Below are 18,725 nucleotides of genomic sequence, written 5' to 3'. Positions count from 1 at the left end.
CTGTTGCTTGGTTCGACCGACTGGGCCTGCCCCGACTCTCCTGACCTCAAGCGCTCGAACCGCCTGGTGCGGACCCGCATGCCAGGTGGTGTGGCAGGGGCGCCTCCTGAGATGGAGGTCCCCTATGCCGATTTGTGCCTCGCCCGGCGGCCGGGCCGCGACCGCGCTCAGGGATAGAAGATGTTGACGCTGTAGCCGCTGACGCGCTGGCCGCCCGTCGTGAAGCTGAAGCTCAGGGCCTGCTCGGTGTCCGCATTGACCTGCTTCAGGGCCGGGCTCAGGACCTCGGGCGCGATCACGCGGCGCGAGAAGGGCGCCCCGCTGGCGTCCGTCAGGCTGAGTTCCACCGACGGGGCCGCGACGTCGACGCTGGTCTTGTTGCGCAACGAGAGGTTGAGCTTGTAGCCGCTGCTGCCGACCGGACTGAGCGAAGTGGACTCGATGCTCAACGCCTCGATGCGCCGCCACGGCCTGATCTCGCAGCCCACGGCGCTGCACAGTGACTGCAGCGCCGAGCGCAGCGGCGGATGCTGGGCCGCGAGGGCGTCGCGGAAGTGCAGCGTCACCTGCAGGGCCAGCAGCAGGAGCAGCAGGGCCGAGACCACGCCGAGCGCGACGCGCACGCCCGGCCGCTTCCAGCGCGCCGAGCTTTCGGCGCGCCGCATGAAGTCGGGCACCACCACGTCGGGGCCGGGCATGGCCGGTTCAGCGGCAAAGCCCGCGGCGGGCAGATCGGGTGCGGGCGGTTCCTGCTGACGGAGCGGTTCGGCGCGCGCTTCGTCGACCCAGCGCGGCTCCTGCCGCGCGAGTTCCGTGCCGGGCCATCCGGTCGGCAGCGCGTCGGCCTGCGGCTCGGTCTCGGGTTCCGGTGGGGGCATCCACGTCGGCTCGAACACCGGCGGCGGCGGTGGAGGAGGGGGCGGCGGTGGTGGCGGCGGTGGCGGAGGGGGCTCCACCGCGGCCGGTGGCGTGAAGGCGGCCGGCCATGGTGGCGGTGCATCGCGCTCGATGTCGAAGAGCAGTTCCCTCGCATCGAAGATTTCGGCGCAACGGCCGCAGCGCACCCAGCCGTCGGACACTCGCAGCTGGTCCTCGACGATCCGGAAGATCGTGCCGCAGGCGGTGCAGCGCGTGGCGAGGCTCATGCCGGGCGTTGGGCCGTCATGAGGATCCAGCCGTCCTCTTCGTCGCTGACCTCGAGCGCCAGCCAGGGCGCGTAGGCGGCCTTGAGTTCGTCGGCCTGCCGCGACAGGATGCCGGCCAGGATGAGATGGCCGCCAGGCGCGACGTGGGCGCACAGCAGCGGCGCGAGCAGCTTCAGCGGCGTGGCCAGGATGTTGGCGATCACCAGCGGATATTCGCCCTGGGCCAGATCCGGCAGGCCGGTGTTGAGGCTCACGCCGTTGGCCGCCGCGTTGTCGCGCGACGAGGTGATGGCTGCGGGGTCGATGTCCACCGCGTCGATGCTCCGCGCCCCATGCAGGGCGGCGCCGATGGCGAGGATGCCGGAGCCGCAGCCGTAGTCCAGCACGCGGGGCCAGGCCTGGTGCTGGCCGGCGATCCAACGCAGGCACATGCGCGTCGTCGGGTGCGTGCCGGTGCCGAAGGCGAGGCCCGGGTCCAGGCGCATGACGCGTTGCGCCTGCGGCGGTGCCTCGTGCCAGCTCGGCACGATCCAGAACTCCGGCGTGATCTCGACGGGCGCGAACTGGCTCTGCGTCAAGCGCACCCAGTCCTGCTCGGGTACGGCCTGGATGGCCTGCACGTGCACGTCTGCGGCCCAGTCCTGGGCCAGGATCAGCGTCGCCGCTTCGGTGGCCTCCGGTTCGCTCGGGAACAGGGCCTTCACGACTGAGCGTTCCCAGCCTGGCTTGGGAGCCGGCATGCCGGGCTCGCCGAACAGGGCGCGCTCGGCCTCGGTGTCGGCATCGGCGTCCTCGACCGACACGGCCAGGGCGTCGATCTCCATCAGGGCGTCGCTGACGGTCTCGACGTCGGCCTCGCGGCAGACCAGCGCAAGTTCAAAAAGGTGGCTCATACCCTGTATTGTCCCAGCAGCTGCTGCGGAACTGGCTTTGCCAGGCCGCTAGCAGCGCCCCTTGAGGGGCCGGCGCGAGCCGGTAGGGGTGGTCAACGTTTATGCGCGGCCATCCAGCCTTCGAGGTAGTGGATGGAGGTGCCGCCTTCGATGAACTTGGCGTCCGCCATCAACTCGCGGTGCAGCGGGATGTTGGTCTGGATGCCTTCGACCACGGTCTCGCTCAGCGCGATGCGCATGCGGGCCAGGGCCTGCTCGCGGGTATCGCCGTGGACGATGATCTTGCCGATCATGGAGTCGTAGTTGGGCGGCACGAAGTAGTTCGTGTAGGCGTGGGAGTCCACGCGCACGCCGGGGCCGCCGGGGGCGTGCCACATCGTGATGCGGCCCGGCGAGGGCGTGAACTTGACCGGGTCCTCCGCATTGATGCGGCACTCGATGGCATGGCCCTTGAGCTCGATCTGGCGCTGGGTGAAGGGCAGCTTCTCGCCGGCGGCGATCCTGATCTGCTGCTGCACGATGTCGATGCCGGTCACCATCTCCGTCACCGGATGCTCGACCTGCACGCGCGTGTTCATCTCGATGAAGTAGAACTCGCCGTTCTCGTACAGGAACTCGAAGGTGCCGGCGCCGCGGTAGCCCATCTTCTTGCAGGCTGCGGCGCAGCGGTCGCCGACCTTCTCGATGATGCGGCGCGGGATGCCGGGGGCGGGCGCCTCCTCGATGATCTTCTGGTGGCGGCGCTGCATGGAACAGTCGCGTTCGCCCAGCCAGACGGCGTTCTTGAAGGTGTCGGCCAGGATCTGGATCTCCACATGGCGCGGGTTCTCCAGGAACTTCTCCATGTAGACCTCGGGGTTGCCGAAGGCGGCGCCCGCTTCGGCCCGCGTCGTCTGCACGGCATGCACGAGGGCGGCCTCGGTGTGCACCACGCGCATGCCGCGCCCACCGCCGCCGCCCGCCGCCTTGATGATGACGGGGTAGCCGATGGAGCGGGCGATGCGGATGATCTCCTTGGGATCGTCCGGCAGGGCACCCTCGGAGCCGGGCACGCAGGGCACGCCGGCACGGATCATGGCCTGCTTGGCCGAGACCTTGTCGCCCATCAGGCGGATGGACTCCGGCGTCGGGCCGATGAAGGTGAAGCCGCTGCGCTCCACGCGCTCGGCGAAGTCGGCGTTCTCGCTGAGGAAGCCGTAGCCGGGGTGGATGGCCTCGGCATCCGTCACCTCGGCGGTGGCGATGATGGCCGGCATGCTGAGGTAGCTCTGGGCCGAGGGCGCCGGGCCGATGCAGACGGCCTCGTCGGCCAGGCGCACGTACTTGGCGTCGCGGTCGGCCTCGGAATAGACGACGACCGACTTGATGCCCAGCTCGCGGCAGGCCCGCTGGATGCGAAGGGCGATCTCCCCTCGGTTCGCAATAAGTATCTTTTTAAACATGGTCACTCGGCTCGAGTCGCCTCACTCGATGACGAACAGCGGCTGGCCGAATTCGACGGCCTGGCCGTTCTCGGCCAGGATCTTGGTGATGGTGCCGCTCTTGTCGGCCTCGATCTCGTTCATGATCTTCATCGCCTCGATGATGCAGATGGCCTCGCCTTCCTTGACGGTCTGGCCGACCTCGGCGAAGGGCTTGGCGTTCGGGCTGGAGGCGCGATAGAAGGTGCCGACCATGGGCGACTTGACGACGTGGCCGGTCTCCGCGGGCGCGGCGGCCGGCGCGGCCGGGGCAGCGGCCGCGGCGACGGCCGGCGCGGTCGCGACGACGGGCGCCGCCGGTGCGGCTGCGTAGACCGGCTGCATGGCCACCGCGGCGGCCGGGTCGGACTTGACGATGCGGACCTTGCCGTCGGCCTCGGTGATTTCCAGCTCGGAAATATTCGATTCCGAGACCAGGTCGATCAGGGTTTTGAGCTTGCGCAGGTCCATCTTGGCTCCGGACGGGGATGTAGTTGTAGGCAAAAGGAGGCCCCGCCAATCAGGCGCGGGCGGCTCCCAACGATTGGAGAGCGTGATGCAGGGCCAGGCGGTAGCCGTTGGCGCCGAGTCCGCAGATGACGCCGACCGCCAGGTCGCTCAGATAGCTGTGGTGGCGGAAGGGCTCGCGGCGGTGGATGTTGGACAGGTGGACTTCGATGAAGGGCAGGGCGACCCCGGCCAGCGCGTCGCGGACGGCGACGCTGGTGTGGGTGTAGGCGGCCGGGTTGATGACGATGAAGCCCGTGCCGTCGGTCCTGGCCGCCTGGATGCGGTCGACGAGAGCGCCTTCGTGGTTGCTCTGGAAGGTCAGCAGCTTGGCGCCCGCATCAGCGGCGATCGCGCCGAGTTCGGCGTCGATCTCTGCCAGGGTCTGCGCGCCGTAGACCTCGGGCTCGCGGGTGCCGAGCAGGTTGAGGTTGGGGCCATGCAGGACGAGAACTTGCATCAAACACGTGGCGGCCTGCCGTTCCCGGAGGTCTAGAGAGCCACCACTAAATTGAGGAAGGGCGAACTTTACGCGTTTTGGCGCCGATTTCCCGCTACTTGGGGAAATTCTCAGGTCAGCCGCCCTCGGCTCAGCTTTTCGCCAGCGCCCGCAGCTCTTCGAGCCGGCTGACCCCCAGGCGGCGCCAGCGGATCTCGCCGGTTTCGTCGAAGACGACCGAGAAGGGCAGGCCGCCGGCTGCGTTGCCCAGCTCGCGCACCAGCCCGAGCCCCTGGGGGCCGGCCAGGGCCACGGCGAAGTCCAGCGGGGTCTTCTGGAGGAAGGCCTTGACCGGCTCGACCTGGTCGACCGCCAGTCCCAGTACCTGCCAGCCCTGGCCCTTGGCCTCGTTGTAGAACTGATTGATCTCGGGAAGCTCCTTGACGCAGGGCGCGCACCAGGTGGCCCAGAAGTTGACCAGCAGCGGCCGGCCGCGCCAGCGGGCGACGTCCAACTCGGCGCCATCCAGCCCGGGGAAGCGGCGCTGCCAGAAGGCCTGGGCGGCGCCCGAGGCCGGCGGCGGCGTGGCCTTTCGCCAGGCGACGGCGGCGCCCAGGGCCGCGGCACCGGCGCCGGCGCCGGCCAGGATGAGACGGCGGGTCAGGGGCTTCATTCGGAGGTGTCCAGCAGTTTCTGCAGCGCGGCGAGGTCGCCGCGTTCGGTCAGGCCCCGGGCGTCGGGCTTGAGGGCGCCCCGCAGGTCGTCGAAGTCCAGGACGGTCAGGCACAGCGTCACCCGCTCCTGCAGCGCCGGGCAGGGCACGTCCAGCACCAGCATGTCGGCAGCCCGGCCGCGGGGGCCGCTGGTCTCGGCCACGTCGAAGCTCAGCCCGCGGTTGAGCAGCTCGATCTCGGCCGCCTTGCCGTCGTCGCAGTAGAGCTGGAGGTGGACGTTGGACAGGCGGGTGGCCGTGCCTCGCCAGACGGCCCCGGTCAGGTGGGGGCGGAACTCGGCCAGCCGGCGCATCCACTGCGCGGCCAGCTCGCGCAGCGCGCGCAGCTCCGCCGGCTGGGTGTCGGCGTGGAAGATGGCGATGTGCTCGCGCACGGCCTCCTCGACCTCGTCGTTGCCCGGCAGGCCGGCCGAACGCGGCAGGCCCAGGTCGCGGGCCGCGCGCTGCTTGGCGGGGCCCCAGTCCATGCCCTCCTCGACGATGAGGCGCGCGGCGGCGGCGGCGATTTCTTCGGTGTCGCTCATGGGCGGCTCATGGAATCTGGGCGCCGCCCATGCGGCCGGTGATGATCCCGGCCCGGCCGAGGACGTAGGGTGATCCGGGCTGGCGCTCGAAGCGCTTGGGCGCCGGCAGCATCACCGCCAGGCGCGCGGCCTCGAAAGGCCCCAGGCGCGCGGCATCCATGTGGAAGTAGTGGCGCGCCGCCGCCTGGGCGCCGAACAGGCCTTCGCCCCACTCGACGCTGTTGAGATAGATCTCCAGGATGCGGCGCTTGTCGAGCAGGCCTTCGAGCATCAGCGTGATGACCAGCTCCTGGCCCTTGCGCAGCAGGGTGCGTTCACCGGAGAGAAAGAGGTTCTTGGCCAGTTGCTGGGTGATCGTCGACCCGCCGATCACCTTGGCGGTCGTGCGGCCCCGGGCCTCGGCACGCGCCTGGGCCTTCTCGTTCTTCTTCCAGGCGCCCTTGAGGGCGTCCCAGTCGACGCCGCCATGCTGGGCGAAGCCGTCGTCCTCGCTCGAGATGACGGCACGCTTGAGCGTGGCGGGCAGCTGGGCATCGTCGACCCACTGCTGCGCCCACGCCAACTGGTGCTTTTCGGTCAGCAGGCGCAGGGCCTCGCTGCGCTGGAAGCTGGTGGACTGCGGCGCGACCCAGCGCATCAGCAGGATGCGGCCGGCGAACCACAGCTGCAGGCACAGCAGCGCCAGCGCCAGCACGCCGAGCAGGCGAGCGGCATGGCGCATCACGACGAGCCCTCCAGTCCGGACCTCAGCGCCTTGAGCACCGGCACCGTGTCGGGCCGCAGGCCGCGCCAGAAGAAGAAGGCCTCGGCCGCCTGCTCCACCAGCATGCCCAGGCCGTCGCGCGGCTCCGCGCCATGGGCGGCGGCCCAGTCGAGGAATCCCTGGGCCTTGGGGCCGTACATCATGTCCAGGGCCAGCGTGCCGGGCTTGAGCACGCGGGCGTCCACCGGCGAGGCGGCGCCGGCCAGGCTGCTGCTGGTGGCGTTCACGACCACGTCCTGGGCCGCCGGCGCCTCGGCCAGCGTGGCGGCCCGCAGTGGCACGCCCAGGTCGGCATGGCTGGCCACCAGGGCCTGGGCCTTGTCCAGGCTGCGGTTCACGACCGTGACGATCGCGGGCCTCGCGGCGATGAGGCTGCCGAGCACGCCGGCCGCCGCGCCGCCCGCGCCGACGAGCAGCACCTGCCGGCCTTCGAGCGGGCGGCGGGCGTTGCGCTGGATGTCGTTGACGAGGCCGGCGCCGTCGGTGTTGTCGCCCACCCAGCCGCCCTCGTCGAAGCGCAGCGTGTTGACGGCGCAGGCCCGGGCGGCGCGCTCGGTGTGCTCGGTCGCCAGCCTGAAGGCCTCGAACTTGAAGGGCACGGTGATGTTGCAGCCCTTGGCGCCGGCGGCGGCAAAGGCGCGCAGCGCGGCCTCGAATCCGTCCAGCGGCGCCAGCAGGCGCTCGTAGGCCAGGTCCTGCTGCGTCTGCTCGGCGAACATGGCGTGGATGGCGGGCGAGCGGCTGTGCTCCACCGGATTGCCCACCACGGCATAACGATCTGTCATGGCTGTCCCGTCAAAGTCGTCTCCAGGCCCTCGTCGCGCGTGAAGCGGAAGCGGGACGTGACGACCAGCACCTCGGCGCCGCGCAGCATCTCCGCGCTGAAGTTGCCGAAGGGCGAGGCCGCCTGCACGATGGCGACGGCGCGGCGGTCCAGCGTCGCATTGCCGCTGGGCGCCACGATCTCCGTCTCGATGACGCGGCCCTTGTGGTCGATGTGGATGTTCATGGTCAGCTCGCCGTAGAGCTTCTTGCCGCGGTACTCCGGAAAGTCGCGCGTGCCGCGCTCCTCGATGCGCCGGCGCAGGCCATCGTAGTACTGGGCATAGACGACCTCGCGCGTCGCAGGGCTGATGTAGCGCTTGCGCGGGCGCGCGCTTTCCTCGTTGACGCGCTTCTCGATCTCGGCGAGCAGGTCGACGAGCTGGCGGCGCTTCTCGGCCTGGGCGCGCTCGTTGGGGTCGGTCTTCTCGCGGCGCGGGTCGGGCGGTGGCAGCAGGGCGAGTTCGCGCCTCACCTGGGTCAGCAGTTGCTGCTGCTGTTCCTGCAGCTGGGCGATCTGCGAATGCTGCACTTCGGCGGCGTCGCCCGCCTCGCTGCGCCGTGCCGGCGGCAGGGGCGAGGTGGCGCGGCCGGTCTCGAGGTTGCCGCCGCCGGCGAGATTGGCCTGGGCCAGCGCCGCCGCCTTGGCGGGGGCCTCGTTGGAGCGGGTGTTGACCAGCACCACCTCCAGCGGCGTGTCCTGGAAGATGCGGTTGAAGGCCTCGGGTGCGGCGATGCGCAGGCTGAGCAGGGCCGCATGCACGCCGAGCGAGAACGCGAGCGCGAGTTGCAGGGTGCTCGGGCGGCGCATTTCAGTTTTGGACGGTGGCCGGCTCGGCCTCGCTGGCGCTGTCGTTCACGTCGATGGCCAGGGCGATCGGTGCCGCCGCCGCTTCCAGTTCCTCGTCGTCGCATTCCGCATCCGCCTCGGCCTGGGCCGCGCCGTCCAGGCGCTCGACCAGGCTGGCGTGCACGTCCAGCGTCATCTCGTCCAGCCCCGTGATGCGGACCTTCACCTGGCTGCCGCGCGGCAGGCTCTCGCAGCCCAGGGCCTTGAACACCAGCGGCAGCTCGTCGGCGCGCACCAGGCCTTCCTTCATGACGGTGGCGGTCAGCTCGGTCGTGCCGTTCTGCTCCAGCCAGCGCAGCGTCCAGAAGCGCTCGATGGCGTTCTGGAAGCCGTTGTAGGCGGCGTAGGCCGACTCGAAGGCCGAGATGATGGAGAAGAGCTGGGCGTCCTTGGGCTTGAAGGGCGCGGCCAGCGCCGCCGTGCGGCCGTGGCGGGCGCAGGCGATGATCTGCCACTGGTTGACCAGGTCCACATAACGCCGCAGCGGCGAGGTGGCCCAGGTGTACTGCGGCACGCCCATGCCGGCATGCGGCAGGGCCTTGACGCCCATGCGCACCTTGATGCCCGGCGCCAGGCTGGCCTGGCTGCGGTAGATGCCGGGCAGGCCCAGCTCGGCCAGCCAGCCGCCCCAGGCGGAGTTGGCCAGGATCATGGCCTCGGCCACGATCAGGTCCAGGGCGCTGCCGCGGGCGCGCACCGTGATCTCGACCGACTCCGAACCGTTGGGCGGCTCCATGCGCTCGCCGGCCAGCCGGAAGTTGTAGTCCGGCCGGTTGAAGGTCTCGGGCTTGCCGCGCACGACCTCGCGCTGCGCCTTGAGGTGGCGGGCCAGGCGCCAGGCGAAGGCCAGCTCGGGCGCGAAGGCGTAGTGGGCCTCGGCCTCGCCCGCCAGCGTCGCGTCGGTGACGATGCCGTCGAGCTTGTCGTGGCGCAGGTTGGCCGCGATGGGCACGCGCTCCAGCCGGGTCTCACGCGCCTTGACCTCGAAGCTGGCCTCGTCCATCGTGAAGTAGATGGACACGGCCGGGCAGTCGCGGCCCTCGATCAGCGTGTAGGCCTGCACCACCTCGTCGGGCAGCATGGTGATCTTCCAGCCCGGCATGTAGACCGTGGACAGGCGCTCGCGCGCCACCTTGTCCACGGCCGAGTCCGGCGTCACGGCCAGGCCCGGCGCGGCGATGTGCACGCCGAAGACCACCGTGCCCGTGCCCAGGCCCTGAACGGACAGTGCGTCGTCGATCTCCGTCGTCTGGGAGTCGTCGATGGAGAAGGCGCGCACGCCGGCCAGCGGCAGCTCGTCCTTGATCTCGGGTGCCGTCAGCTGCGGGAAGCCCGTGCCCTTGGGGAAGTTCTCGAACAGGAAGCGCTTCCAGTGGAACTGGTAGGCGCTGGTGATGGCGCCCGCGGCCTGCAGCAGGTCCAGCGGCGCGCGCTGGCTGCGCTTGCTCGCCTCGACGACGGCCTTGTACTCGGGGCCGTTCTTGTCGGGCTTGAAGAGGATCTTGTAGATCTGGTCCTGCACGGGTTGCGGGCAGCGGCCCTGCATCAGTTCCTCGGCCCAGGCCTCGATCTGCAGTTGCTGCTGGCGCTTGCGCTCGATGCCGAGCAGGGCGGCCTTGACGGTTTCCTCGGGCGCCTTCCTGAACTGGCCCTTGCCGGCCCGCCGGAAGTAGTGCGGCGCGTCGAAGAGGCGCAGCAGCGCCGCCGCCTGCTGGACGACGCCCGCCTTGGCGTCGAAGTAGTCACGCGCCAGGTCGGCGAAGCCGAACTCGCCCTCGGGCGCGAACTCCCAGGCCAGGTCGAGGTCGATCTCGTCGGCCAGGGCGCGCGCCTCGGCCAGCAGCACGGCCGGCGCCGGCTGCTCGAACTTCAGCAGCACATTGGCAGCCTTGACCTTGACCCGCTTGCCGGAGTCGAGTTCCACCTGCATCGAGGCGTCGGCCTCGCTCATCACCCGGCCGGCGAGGAATTTCCCGGCGTCGTCAAACAGCGCAAACATAGGGCGGCGATTGTCGCCTCAGGCCAGCAGGTGGCGGACGAGGCCCGGCAAGTGGTCCTCGAAGTCGCTCAGCCCGTGGTCGCTGCCCTCGATCACCTCGCCGTCGCAGCCGGCATAGCGGGCCAGCATCTCGCGCCAATCCAGCAGCTCGTCGCCCTTGGCGATGAGGGCGTAGTAGCGCGACGGCGCCGTCAGCCGGGCGGGCGGCGTGAGCTCCCCCAGTTCGGCCACGTGGCGTTCGGTGAAGTCGAACTTGAGCGCGGGGTCGTGCCAGGCCGTCTGCTCGCCGATGTGGCGGGCCAGGTCGCGCGCCGGGTCGACGGCCGGGTTCAGCACCGCCACGCGCCAGGCGCGATGGGCTGGTTGCTCGGCCAGGGCGGTCGCGTAGAAGCCGCCCAGCGAGCTGCCGATGACGGCCGCGCCCGTCGCGGGCCAGCCCGCCACCAGGCCCCCGATCAGGGCCATGGCCTCCAGCGGCGACGGCGGCAGCTGCGGGCAGGCGAAGGCCAGGCCCGGCCGCGTCGCCGCCCAGGCCGCCATGCGCCGCGCCTTGGCCGAGGCCGGCGAGGAGCGGAAGCCGTGCAAATACAGCAGATGCGTGAGTTCCATGACGGAAGTTTTGACGTGAAGTTTTGTGGCCCGGCGACGCGGGACGGTGCCCATTGACGCGAGTGTCGCCGCCCGCCACAGTGCCGGGCTTTTCTCCATCCCTAACCGCCTTTTCCATGATCTCGATGCCCCGCACGGCCCTGGCCGCTGCCGCCCTGCTCGCGATGGCCACGATCGCCCAGGCCCAGAACCCCCCGGCACCCAACGGCGCCGCCTCCGCGCCGGCCGGCGCGGCCTCGGCCCCCGCTCCGCGGGCGCCGGCCGATCCGACGGCGCCCAAGCCCTTCGCCGAGGTCATCAAGGGGGCCAAGGAGCAGCCCGGCCTCTTCCCGATCTGGCGCAAGGACGAGAAAGTCTGGATCGAGATCCCCAAGGAGCAGTTCAACAAGCCCTTCCTGTTCAGCGTCAACGTCGCCAACGCCGTGGGTGAGCGGGGCCTGTACGCCAGCCAGATGCTGGGCGACGAACTCGCCGAGTGGCGGCGCGTGGGCAACCACATCCAGCTCATCGCGCTGAACACCAAGTTCCGCGCCGATGCCGGCGGCAGCAAGCTCGCCGTCGAGCAGGGCTTCTCGCCCAGCCTCATCACCGCGGGCCCGGCGGCGAGTGCCGAGCACCCCGACCGCAAGTCGGTGCTGGTGGACGCCAGCGGCCTGCTGCTGGCCGACATCCCGGGCTACTCCACGCGCCTGGAGATGGCCTACCGCCTGCCCTACGGCCCCGACCGCTCCAACTCCTTCATCGAGGCGACCCGGGCCGATGCCCAGGTCTCGACGCTGACCGCGCGCGTGCACTTCGCCACGCCGCGCATCCCGGCGCCGCCGCTGACGCCCACGCCCGTGCCCATGCCCTCGCCGCCGCAGGCCACGCCCGACCCGCGCTCGATGTTCTTCAGCTTCGTCTACAGCCTGCGCGCCCTGCCCGAGACGCCTGCCGCCGTGCGCCATGCCGACCCGCGCCTGGGTCATTTCACCGAGAACTACAGCAACCTCGGCGACGACCTCAAGGCCAATCCGCGCGTGCACATGGTCGCCCGCTGGCGCCTCGAGAAGAAGGACCCCGCCGCGGCGCTGTCCGAGCCCGTGCAGCCCATCGTCTACTGGCTGGACAAGAACATCCCGGCCAAGTACCGCCAGGCCGTCATGGCCGGCGTGCTGGAGTGGAACAAGGCCTTCGAGAAGATCGGCTTCAAGGACGCCGTCGTCGCCAAACAGCAGCCCGACGACGCCGACTGGGACGACATGGACTCCACGCACGCGTCCATCCGCTGGTTCACCGGCGCCGACGTGGGCTTCGCCATCGGCCCGAGCAACCGCGACCCGCGCACCGGCGAGATCCTCGACGCCGACATCGGCATGAGCGACGTCTTCGGCCGCGGCTCGCGCCGCCTGGCCGCCGACGACGTGCCGCCCGCCCAGGCCCTGGGCGCCTGGATGGGCGAGCGCAGCCAGCAGCAACTGGCTGAGCAGCAGTGCAGCTACATGGCCGACCAGGCGCATGAGCTCGGCTTCGCGCTGGACCTGCTGGCCCTGCGCGACGGCATGGACATGAACGGTCCCGAAGCCGAAGCCCTGGCCCAGGCCGTGGTCAAGGACGTGGTGATGCACGAGGTCGGCCACACCCTCGGCCTCAAGCACAACTTCCGCGCCTCCTCCACCGTCACCCAGGCCCAGCTGCGCGACAAGGCCTACACCGAGACCCACGGCATCTCCAACTCGGTGATGGACTACAACGCCTACAACCTGCCGCTCAAGGGCGAGCCGCGCGCCAGCCTGACCAACACCACGCTCGGCGCCTACGACTACTGGGCCATCGAGTACGCCTACAAGCCCATCGCCCCCGAGCAGGAGGCCGCCGAGCTGGCCCGTATCGCCGCGCGATCGACCGAGCCCCAGCTCGCCTACGGCGACGACATCGACCAGGGCGTGGGCGGCCCCTACGACGGCTTCGACCCCCGCACCAACCAGCGCGACCTGGGCGACGACCCGCTGGCCTACGCCAGGAAGCGCCTCAAGTTGAGCCAGGAGCTCTGGGAGCGCGTGCAGACCCGCCCGGCCTCCGTGGGCGACGACCCGCTGCGCAACCGCCGCTCCATCGCCGAGGGCTTCCGCCAGCTCGGCATGACGGCCAACAACGTCGCCAAGTACGTGGGCGGCCTGTACGCCGAGCGCGTGGTGCCGGGCGTCAGCAGCGGCCCGGCCTTCAAGCCGGTGGACAACGCCCAGCAGCGCGAGGCCCTGCGCTTCATCGCCAGCGGCCTGCTGTCCAGCAACTCGTTCAAGTTCAGCCCCGAGTTCCTGGCCACGCAACCCGTGGACTACGTCGACTGGGACCGCGGCCTGCCGCTGTCCATCCCCGACGCCGTCGCCGCCCTGCAGGGCCGCGTGCTCGACCGGCTGATGTCGCCCAACACGGCACGCCGCCTCATCGAGCAGGGCAGCTACCTGCCCGAGGCGCAGCGCAAGGGCGCGGTCTCGCTCAGCGAGGTCTACGGCACCTTGCAGGGTGCCATCTTCAGCGAGCTCAAGACCGGCGGCGAGATCGACCGCATGCGCCGCAGCCTGCAGCGCGAATACCTGCGCCGCCTGCAGGCCCAGCTCAACCGCTCGACCAACGCCGCCACCGTCTACGCCGACGCCTTCTCGATGGCGCGCTACCACGCCAGCCAGCTGGCCGCCGACCTGCGCACGGCCTCGGCCCGGCCCGGGCTGTCGGTGGAGACCAAGGCCCATCTGGCGGAACTGCAGGACCTGCTGGGCAGCATGCTCAAGGCCACGCTCACGCGCAGCTGAGGCGTCGCTTCACTGCTCCGGAGGCCGGCCGCAACGCCGGCTTTTTTCTTGTCACTACCATGGCGCGTTTTTCGAGAGAGACGCGAGGAGAACGCCCATGCCCGACGCCGACCGCTACAACCAAGCCGGCGCCACCCACCTGCCCGGCCATTTGGGCATCGTCGTCACCCACGTGGCCGCCGGCGAGGTGCATGCCGAGCTGCCGGTGCGCCCCGAGCTGATGGCGCCCAACGGATTCCTGCACGCGGGCAGCGTCGTGACGCTGGCCGACACCTGCGCCGGCTACGGCTGCATGGCCAGCCTGCCCGAGGGCGCGGTGGGTTTCACGACCGTGGAGCTGAAGTCCAACCACCTCGGCACCGCCCGCGAAGGCACCATCGCCTGCGTGGCCAAGGCTGCCCACCTCGGCCGCACGACCCAGGTCTGGGACGCCGTGGTCACGAATAAGGACACGGGCAAGACCATGGCCCTGTTCCGCTGCACGCAGATGGTGCTCTACGGCAAGTGATCCCGCGGACGGGGGAGGGCGGCCGCCGCATCCCACGTTCTAGGGTCGGGGGCGATGCCCGCGGCAGGCAGACTCCCGCCTCGTCCCGGCCCCTACCCTTGTCATGCCTGCACGCCGCATCCAGTCCGTCTTCGCCCCCGCAGCCGTCGCGCTGCTGCTCGCCGGCTGTGGCAAGTCCTCCACCTCGCTCGGCGAGGGCGGCTCCGTCATCAGCGGCTCGGCCGGCCCGGCCGGTGCCCACCACGCCAGCCGCGAGCTGGTGCGCTGCGACGCGCCCGTCGCCACGCTGGCCCTGATCGAGAACCCGGGCGGCTACAGCTATTCCAGCAGCTACCAGCTGCCTTCCAGCCCCGTGCCGCTGGTGCGCCTGCTGGCCCAGCAGAGCGGGTGCTTCCGAGTCGTCGACCGCGCCGCCGGCCTCAAGGCCACGGTGCGCGAGCAGGAGCTCAAGGAGGCCGGCATCCTGCGCCAGCAGGGCAACACCGTGCACAAGGGCCGCGGCTACGAGGCGCAATACAGCCTCACGCCCAGCCTGACCTTCAGCGAGCGCGACGCCGGCCGGCAGATCGGCGGCATCCTGCAGGCCATTCCCTACCTGAACAAGCTGGTGGGCGCGGCCGAGCAGGTCAAGCTCAAGCAGGCCCAGGCCGCGCTGCTGCTGACCGACAACGAGACCACCGAGCAGATCGCCGCGGCCACGGGCTCGGTCGAGGTGGCCGACCTCGGCGTCAGCGGCGCGGTGCTGGGCAAGCTCGGCGGCGCGGCCGGCGCGGGCTGGAGCAACTCCAACGAAGGCAAGGTCATCGCCGCGGCCTTCCTCGACGCCCACAACCAGCTCGTCGCCCAGGTGCGCCAGCTGCAGGCCAAGGAACTGCCGCCGGCGGTCGCCACGACCCGCTAAGCTGCCGGCATGCAGCCGGCCAAGCCCTACAAGATTCCCGAGTCGGTCCTCGTCGTCATCCACACGCCCGACCTGCGGGTGCTGCTCATCGAGCGGGCCGACCACCCGGGCTTCTGGCAGAGCGTGACCGGCTCGCGCGACACCGCCGACGAGCCCCTGGCCGAGACCGCGCGCCGCGAGGTGCTGGAGGAGACCGGCATCGACATCGCCGCGGCCGGCGGCGAGCTGCGGGACTGGGGCCTGGCCAACGTCTACGACATCTATCCGCACTGGCGGCACCGTTATGCGCCGGGCGTCACCCGCAACACCGAACACGTCTTCGGCCTACAGCTGCCCGAGGCCTTGACCCCGACGCTGGCGCCGCGCGAGCATCTATCGTGGGTCTGGTTGCCCTGGCACGAGGCGGCAGACCGCTGCTTCTCGCCATCCAATGCCGAGGCCGTGCTGCAACTGCCGCGCTTCCACGCTGCTTCGTCCCTGCCATGAGATCCGTCGCCCGTCCGAGTCCCCATGCGCCCGGCGCCGTGCTGCGCGTGGCCACCTACAACATCCACAAGGGCGTGCGCGGTCTCGGGCCGGCGCGGCGCCTTGAGATCCACAACCTGCAGATGGGCGTCGAAGCCCTGGACGCCGACCTCGTCTGCCTGCAGGAGGTGCGCCTCTTCCACCACCGCGAGGCCGCCTACTTCGACCGCACCTGGTTCGGCTGGCCGGACAAGGGCCAGGCCGAGTTCCTCGCGCCCGACGGCTACGAGGTGGCCTACCGAACCAATGCGGTGACCAAGTACGGCGAGCACGGCAATGCGCTGCTGTCGCGCTGGCCCATCGGCGACATCGGCCACCACGACGTGTCCGACCACGCCTTCGAGCAGCGCGGCCTGCTGCACGTGCCGGTGCACTGGCAGGGCGTCGTCGTCCATGCCGTCGTCGCCCACTTCGGCCTCATCCACGCCAGCCGCGTGCGCCAGGTCGAGCGGCTCGCCGCCTTCGTGCGCGAGCACGTGCCGGCCGGCGCGCCGGTGCTGGTGGCGGGCGACTTCAACGACTGGGGCGAGCGGCTGGACGCCTCCATGCGCGGCCACGGCCTGCGCCGCGCCCAGCCGGCGCACGGCATGACGCGGGCGGCCACCTTCCCGTCGCGGCTGCCGGTCTTCGCGTTGGACCGCGTCTACCTGCGCGGCCTGCGCTGCACCACCGTGCAGGTGCCGCGCGGCCCGAGCTGGGCCCGCATGTCCGACCACCTGCCCCTCGTGGTGGAGCTGGCCCTCGAATGAGGCGCCTGGGCTCGAGGCGCCGACGGCGCCACGAGGCTGCCGATGCCGGCTTCGTCGGCGGCAACGAAGTCGAGCTGCTGCGCGGGGGCGACCAGCTCTTCCCGCGCATGCAGGCCGCCATCCGCCACGCGCACAGCGAGGTCTGGCTGGCCACCTACATCTTCCACGACGACGCGACCTCGCTGGCCCTCGTGGACGCCCTCATCGCCGCCCACCGCCGCGGCGTGCGGGTGCGCGTGGTGGTGGACGGCTTCGGCAGCAACGCCAGCCTGGCGACGCTGCGCGAGCGCTTCGCCGCCAGCGGCGTGGCCCTGGCGGTGTTCCGGCCCATGGACCGCTGGTGGCACTGGCTGCAGCCCGGCCAGTTGCGGCGCCTGCACCAGAAGCTGTGCGTCGTCGACGGCGACGTGGCCTTCGTCGGCGGCATCAACGTCATCGACGACCGCCTGGACCTGCACCACGGCACCAGCGAGCTGCCGCGGCTGGACTTCGCCGTCGAGGCGCGCGGCGGCCTGGTCGACCTCGTCGCCCAGAGCGTGCGGGCCATCTGGTCGCGCGCCTGGCTGGGGCGGGACTTCGACGACGCCCTGATCGACTACGTGCCGCTGCGCCGCCGCTTCGGCCTGTGGCTGAGCCAGATCTGGCGCGGCCCGCAGCGTCTGCCCGAGCGGGTGCCGCACCTGCCGCCGGTCTGCGCGGCCTTCGTGCTGCGCGACAACCTGCGCCGCCGCCGCACCATCGAGCACGCCTATGCCGACGCCATCCGCGGCGCGCGCGAGCGAGTCGACGTCGTCTGCCCTTACTTCTACCCCGGCCAGCGCATCCGCCACGCCCTGCGCAGCGCCGCCGACCGCGGCGTGCGCGTGCGCCTGCTGTTGCAGGGCAAGCTCGACTACCGCCTCGCCGGCTGGGCCGCCGAGGCCCTCTACGCCGACCTCATCGGGCACGGCGTCGAGATCTACGAATACATGCCGGCCTTCCTGCATGCCAAGGTGGCCGTGGTGGACGACCACTGGGCCACGGTGGGCAGTTCCAACATCGACCCGCTGTCCCTGCTCGTCAACCTGGAGGCCAACGTCGTCGTGCTGGATGCCGGCTTCACGGCCCGCCTGGCCGGCGAGATCGACGCGGCCATCGCCGTCTCGCAGCGCGTGGGCGAGCGCGGCGGCACCGGCCTGCGGGCCATGATGCACCGCGCCGTGGTGGCCTGGTTCGCCTACGTCTTCCTGCGCGTGGCCGGGGCGGCCGGGCGCTACTGAGCGTCGCCGGCCTGCCGGCCGTAGAGAAAGTCCAGCATCGCCGGCACGCGCCGCGCCCAGCTCGCCTCGTCATGGCTGCCGCGCGGGTCCTCGACGAAGCGCTGGGCATCGTCCGCCCAGCCGCGGCGGCGCAGCTGCTCGACCAGCTCGCGCGCCAGCCTCACCGCCTGCCGCCCTTCCTGGCCGCCCATGTCCACCCACAGCCGGGGCAGGGGCCGCGGCGCGGCGGCCACGTCGCGCAGCGCGACGCCGTCGTCCCACCACACCGACGGCGAGACCACCAGGGCCGCGCCGAAAGTCTCGGGCCGGTGCAGGGCCAGCCAGAGCGACGCCAGCCCGCCGAAGGAGGAGCCGCCCACGGCCGTGTCGGCCGGGCCGGGCCGGGTACGAAAGCGTGCGTCGACGAGGGGCTTGAGCTCCTCGGCCAGGAAGCGCCCGTAGGCGGCGATGCCGCCGCCCTCGCGCGCTGGCGCACCGCGGCCCAGCCGCTCGGCCGGGACGGTCATGGCCGAGGGCGTGTAGTCCAGCGTGCGCGAGCCGGTGCTGGATACCGCCACGACGATGAAGGGCCGCAGCCGCCCCGAGGCCACGCCGCGCTGGGCGGCCTCGTCCACCTGCCATTCGGCACCGGCGGCCTGGGCGTCGAAGACGTTCTGGCCGTCGTGCAGGTAGAGCACCGGGTAGCGCTGCTCGCCGTCCGCCTCGTAGCCGGGCGGCAGCCAGACCTGCACCTCGCGGGCCTGTACGTGCGTGGAGGCGACCAGGCCGAGGCGTTCGATGCGGCCGGTGCGCGACACCGGCACCTCGCCGGCCGGCGCGCCGAACTCGCGCGCGACGCGCACGTCGCCGCCGCCGAGCAGCACGGCGTGGTTGCGACCCGGCTCCCAGCCGTCGCTGCCGTCCTGGCCGGCGCCGCGCTCGATGCGGAACTTGTAGGCCAGGGGCTGGCCGCCCGTGGCGTCGTCGGGCAGCGTCAGGTCCAGCGTGTAGTGGCCGGGCGCGGCGCCTGGCGACGCCAGCCGCGGGCGGTCCCAGGAGAGCGGGGCGGCGGCGCCGCGCAGGCCGAGGCGGTCCCGCGCGGGGTCGAAGCGGCCCGCGGCAATCTCGGCGCCCAGGTCGATGTCGAAATGCAGCCTCGTGTCGGCCCGGGTGACTGGCGCGGCACAGGCGAGGAGGGCGGCCAGCAGGCCGGCGGTGAGGTGGCGCATCGGTCCACCTTATCCGGCCGGCGCAGGCCTGCCTTCAGT

At 71.3% G+C, this 18,725-nt stretch carries 19 protein-coding genes; 6 read left to right on the top strand and 13 right to left on the bottom strand.

Features of this window, described 5'->3' with window-relative positions; genetic code table 11:
- Positions 1-167: 167 nt before the first annotated feature.
- The 12 genes from LXT12_RS03945 to LXT12_RS03890 form a co-directional block, all read right to left on the bottom strand.
- Positions 168-1,145 (bottom strand): zinc-ribbon and DUF3426 domain-containing protein, encoded by a 978-nt coding sequence (locus tag LXT12_RS03945; RefSeq protein ID WP_233389647.1) that lies wholly within the window; start codon positions 1,143-1,145, stop codon positions 168-170.
- The gene (gene prmA / locus LXT12_RS03940; protein ID WP_233389646.1) at positions 1,142-2,038 is read right to left on the bottom strand and encodes a 50S ribosomal protein L11 methyltransferase; all 897 of its coding nucleotides are present in this window, start codon (positions 2,036-2,038) and stop codon (positions 1,142-1,144) included. The genes LXT12_RS03945 and prmA overlap by 4 nt, the downstream gene beginning before the upstream one ends.
- A 92-nt stretch (positions 2,039-2,130) precedes the next feature.
- Entirely contained in the window at positions 2,131-3,480 is a 1,350-nt protein-coding gene (gene accC, locus LXT12_RS03935) for an acetyl-CoA carboxylase biotin carboxylase subunit (RefSeq protein ID WP_233389705.1), read from the bottom strand.
- A 21-nt stretch (positions 3,481-3,501) separates the two neighbouring features.
- Positions 3,502-3,969 (bottom strand): acetyl-CoA carboxylase biotin carboxyl carrier protein, encoded by a 468-nt coding sequence (gene accB / locus LXT12_RS03930; RefSeq protein ID WP_233389644.1) that lies wholly within the window; start codon positions 3,967-3,969, stop codon positions 3,502-3,504.
- A 49-nt stretch (positions 3,970-4,018) separates the two neighbouring features.
- Entirely contained in the window at positions 4,019-4,468 is a 450-nt protein-coding gene (aroQ, locus tag LXT12_RS03925) for a type II 3-dehydroquinate dehydratase (RefSeq protein WP_233389642.1), read from the bottom strand.
- A gap of 127 nt (positions 4,469-4,595) precedes the next feature.
- On the bottom strand, positions 4,596-5,117 hold the full coding sequence (locus tag LXT12_RS03920) for a TlpA disulfide reductase family protein (protein WP_233389640.1): 522 nt from the start codon (positions 5,115-5,117) through the stop codon (positions 4,596-4,598).
- Positions 5,114-5,701, bottom strand: a complete 588-nt coding sequence (locus tag LXT12_RS03915; protein WP_233389639.1) for a hypothetical protein — start codon at positions 5,699-5,701, stop codon at positions 5,114-5,116. Before LXT12_RS03915 ends, LXT12_RS03920 begins: the two co-directional genes overlap by 4 nt.
- 7 nt (positions 5,702-5,708) lie before the next feature.
- Positions 5,709-6,422, bottom strand: coding sequence for a monofunctional biosynthetic peptidoglycan transglycosylase (gene mtgA, locus LXT12_RS03910; RefSeq protein WP_233389636.1), 714 nt, complete (start codon positions 6,420-6,422; stop codon positions 5,709-5,711).
- Complete coding sequence (gene aroE / locus LXT12_RS03905; protein ID WP_233389634.1) at positions 6,422-7,249, bottom strand: shikimate dehydrogenase; 828 nt, start codon at positions 7,247-7,249, stop codon at positions 6,422-6,424. The genes mtgA and aroE overlap by 1 nt, the downstream gene beginning before the upstream one ends.
- A complete protein-coding gene (locus LXT12_RS03900) occupies positions 7,246-8,097 on the bottom strand; it encodes an energy transducer TonB (RefSeq protein ID WP_233389632.1) in 852 nt (283 codons plus the stop codon). The genes aroE and LXT12_RS03900 overlap by 4 nt, the downstream gene beginning before the upstream one ends.
- 1 nt (position 8,098) lies before the next feature.
- Complete coding sequence (locus LXT12_RS03895; protein ID WP_233389631.1) at positions 8,099-10,135, bottom strand: ribonuclease catalytic domain-containing protein; 2,037 nt, start codon at positions 10,133-10,135, stop codon at positions 8,099-8,101.
- An 18-nt stretch (positions 10,136-10,153) separates the two neighbouring features.
- On the bottom strand, positions 10,154-10,744 hold the full coding sequence (locus LXT12_RS03890; protein WP_233389629.1) for a YqiA/YcfP family alpha/beta fold hydrolase: 591 nt from the start codon (positions 10,742-10,744) through the stop codon (positions 10,154-10,156).
- A 116-nt stretch (positions 10,745-10,860) separates the two neighbouring features.
- Between LXT12_RS03890 and LXT12_RS03885 the strand changes: the two genes are divergently transcribed.
- The 6 genes from LXT12_RS03885 to clsB all read left to right on the top strand — a co-directional run bounded on the left by LXT12_RS03885 (position 10,861) and on the right by clsB (position 17,478).
- A complete protein-coding gene (locus LXT12_RS03885) occupies positions 10,861-13,536 on the top strand; it encodes a zinc-dependent metalloprotease (protein WP_233389627.1) in 2,676 nt (891 codons plus the stop codon).
- A 97-nt stretch (positions 13,537-13,633) separates the two neighbouring features.
- On the top strand, positions 13,634-14,044 hold the full coding sequence (locus LXT12_RS03880) for a PaaI family thioesterase (RefSeq protein ID WP_233389625.1): 411 nt from the start codon (positions 13,634-13,636) through the stop codon (positions 14,042-14,044).
- Between the two features lie 103 nt (positions 14,045-14,147).
- Entirely contained in the window at positions 14,148-14,945 is a 798-nt protein-coding gene (locus LXT12_RS03875) for a CsgG/HfaB family protein (RefSeq protein WP_233389623.1), read from the top strand.
- 9 nt (positions 14,946-14,954) lie between these two features.
- Positions 14,955-15,431 carry a dihydroneopterin triphosphate diphosphatase gene (nudB, locus tag LXT12_RS03870; protein WP_233389622.1) on the top strand — a complete coding sequence of 159 codons (477 nt, stop codon included), beginning with the start codon at positions 14,955-14,957 and terminating at the stop codon, positions 15,429-15,431.
- Positions 15,428-16,219 (top strand): endonuclease/exonuclease/phosphatase family protein, encoded by a 792-nt coding sequence (locus LXT12_RS03865; RefSeq protein ID WP_233389620.1) that lies wholly within the window; start codon positions 15,428-15,430, stop codon positions 16,217-16,219. Before nudB ends, LXT12_RS03865 begins: the two co-directional genes overlap by 4 nt.
- A complete protein-coding gene (gene clsB / locus LXT12_RS03860; RefSeq protein ID WP_233389618.1) occupies positions 16,216-17,478 on the top strand; it encodes a cardiolipin synthase ClsB in 1,263 nt (420 codons plus the stop codon). The genes LXT12_RS03865 and clsB overlap by 4 nt, the downstream gene beginning before the upstream one ends.
- Here clsB and LXT12_RS03855 read toward each other — a convergent pair.
- Positions 17,472-18,686 carry an alpha/beta hydrolase gene (locus LXT12_RS03855; RefSeq protein WP_233389616.1) on the bottom strand — a complete coding sequence of 405 codons (1,215 nt, stop codon included), beginning with the start codon at positions 18,684-18,686 and terminating at the stop codon, positions 17,472-17,474. The two genes, clsB and LXT12_RS03855, sit on opposite strands and share 7 nt — an antisense overlap.
- Between the last annotated feature and the right edge of the window lie 39 nt (positions 18,687-18,725).

Source organism: Pelomonas caseinilytica, assembly GCF_021353235.1.
Lineage (GTDB): Bacteria > Pseudomonadota > Gammaproteobacteria > Burkholderiales > Burkholderiaceae_C > Pelomonas > Pelomonas caseinilytica.
The sequence above is the reverse complement of the archived record's forward strand: the minus strand, read 5'-3'. Positions and strand labels throughout refer to the sequence as shown.

What these genes read in the sequence shown, in the direction of transcription:
- LXT12_RS03880 (WP_233389625.1), top strand. Translation starts at nt 13,634, where the DNA reads ATGCCCGACGCCGACCGCTACAACCAAGCCGGCGCCACCCACCTGCCC.
- LXT12_RS03915 (WP_233389639.1), bottom strand. Translation starts at nt 5,701, where the DNA reads ATGAGCGACACCGAAGAAATCGCCGCCGCCGCCGCGCGCCTCATCGTC.
- mtgA (WP_233389636.1), bottom strand. Translation starts at nt 6,422, where the DNA reads ATGCGCCATGCCGCTCGCCTGCTCGGCGTGCTGGCGCTGGCGCTGCTG.
- LXT12_RS03855 (WP_233389616.1), bottom strand. Translation starts at nt 18,686, where the DNA reads ATGCGCCACCTCACCGCCGGCCTGCTGGCCGCCCTCCTCGCCTGTGCC.
- LXT12_RS03895 (WP_233389631.1), bottom strand. Translation starts at nt 10,135, where the DNA reads ATGTTTGCGCTGTTTGACGACGCCGGGAAATTCCTCGCCGGCCGGGTG.
- LXT12_RS03865 (WP_233389620.1), top strand. Translation starts at nt 15,428, where the DNA reads ATGAGATCCGTCGCCCGTCCGAGTCCCCATGCGCCCGGCGCCGTGCTG.
- clsB (WP_233389618.1), top strand. Translation starts at nt 16,216, where the DNA reads ATGAGGCGCCTGGGCTCGAGGCGCCGACGGCGCCACGAGGCTGCCGAT.
- prmA (WP_233389646.1), bottom strand. Translation starts at nt 2,038, where the DNA reads ATGAGCCACCTTTTTGAACTTGCGCTGGTCTGCCGCGAGGCCGACGTC.
- LXT12_RS03945 (WP_233389647.1), bottom strand. Translation starts at nt 1,145, where the DNA reads ATGAGCCTCGCCACGCGCTGCACCGCCTGCGGCACGATCTTCCGGATC.
- aroE (WP_233389634.1), bottom strand. Translation starts at nt 7,249, where the DNA reads ATGACAGATCGTTATGCCGTGGTGGGCAATCCGGTGGAGCACAGCCGC.
- LXT12_RS03875 (WP_233389623.1), top strand. Translation starts at nt 14,148, where the DNA reads ATGCCTGCACGCCGCATCCAGTCCGTCTTCGCCCCCGCAGCCGTCGCG.
- LXT12_RS03920 (WP_233389640.1), bottom strand. Translation starts at nt 5,117, where the DNA reads ATGAAGCCCCTGACCCGCCGTCTCATCCTGGCCGGCGCCGGCGCCGGT.
- accB (WP_233389644.1), bottom strand. Translation starts at nt 3,969, where the DNA reads ATGGACCTGCGCAAGCTCAAAACCCTGATCGACCTGGTCTCGGAATCG.
- accC (WP_233389705.1), bottom strand. Translation starts at nt 3,480, where the DNA reads ATGTTTAAAAAGATACTTATTGCGAACCGAGGGGAGATCGCCCTTCGC.
- nudB (WP_233389622.1), top strand. Translation starts at nt 14,955, where the DNA reads ATGCAGCCGGCCAAGCCCTACAAGATTCCCGAGTCGGTCCTCGTCGTC.
- LXT12_RS03885 (WP_233389627.1), top strand. Translation starts at nt 10,861, where the DNA reads ATGATCTCGATGCCCCGCACGGCCCTGGCCGCTGCCGCCCTGCTCGCG.
- LXT12_RS03900 (WP_233389632.1), bottom strand. Translation starts at nt 8,097, where the DNA reads ATGCGCCGCCCGAGCACCCTGCAACTCGCGCTCGCGTTCTCGCTCGGC.
- LXT12_RS03890 (WP_233389629.1), bottom strand. Translation starts at nt 10,744, where the DNA reads ATGGAACTCACGCATCTGCTGTATTTGCACGGCTTCCGCTCCTCGCCG.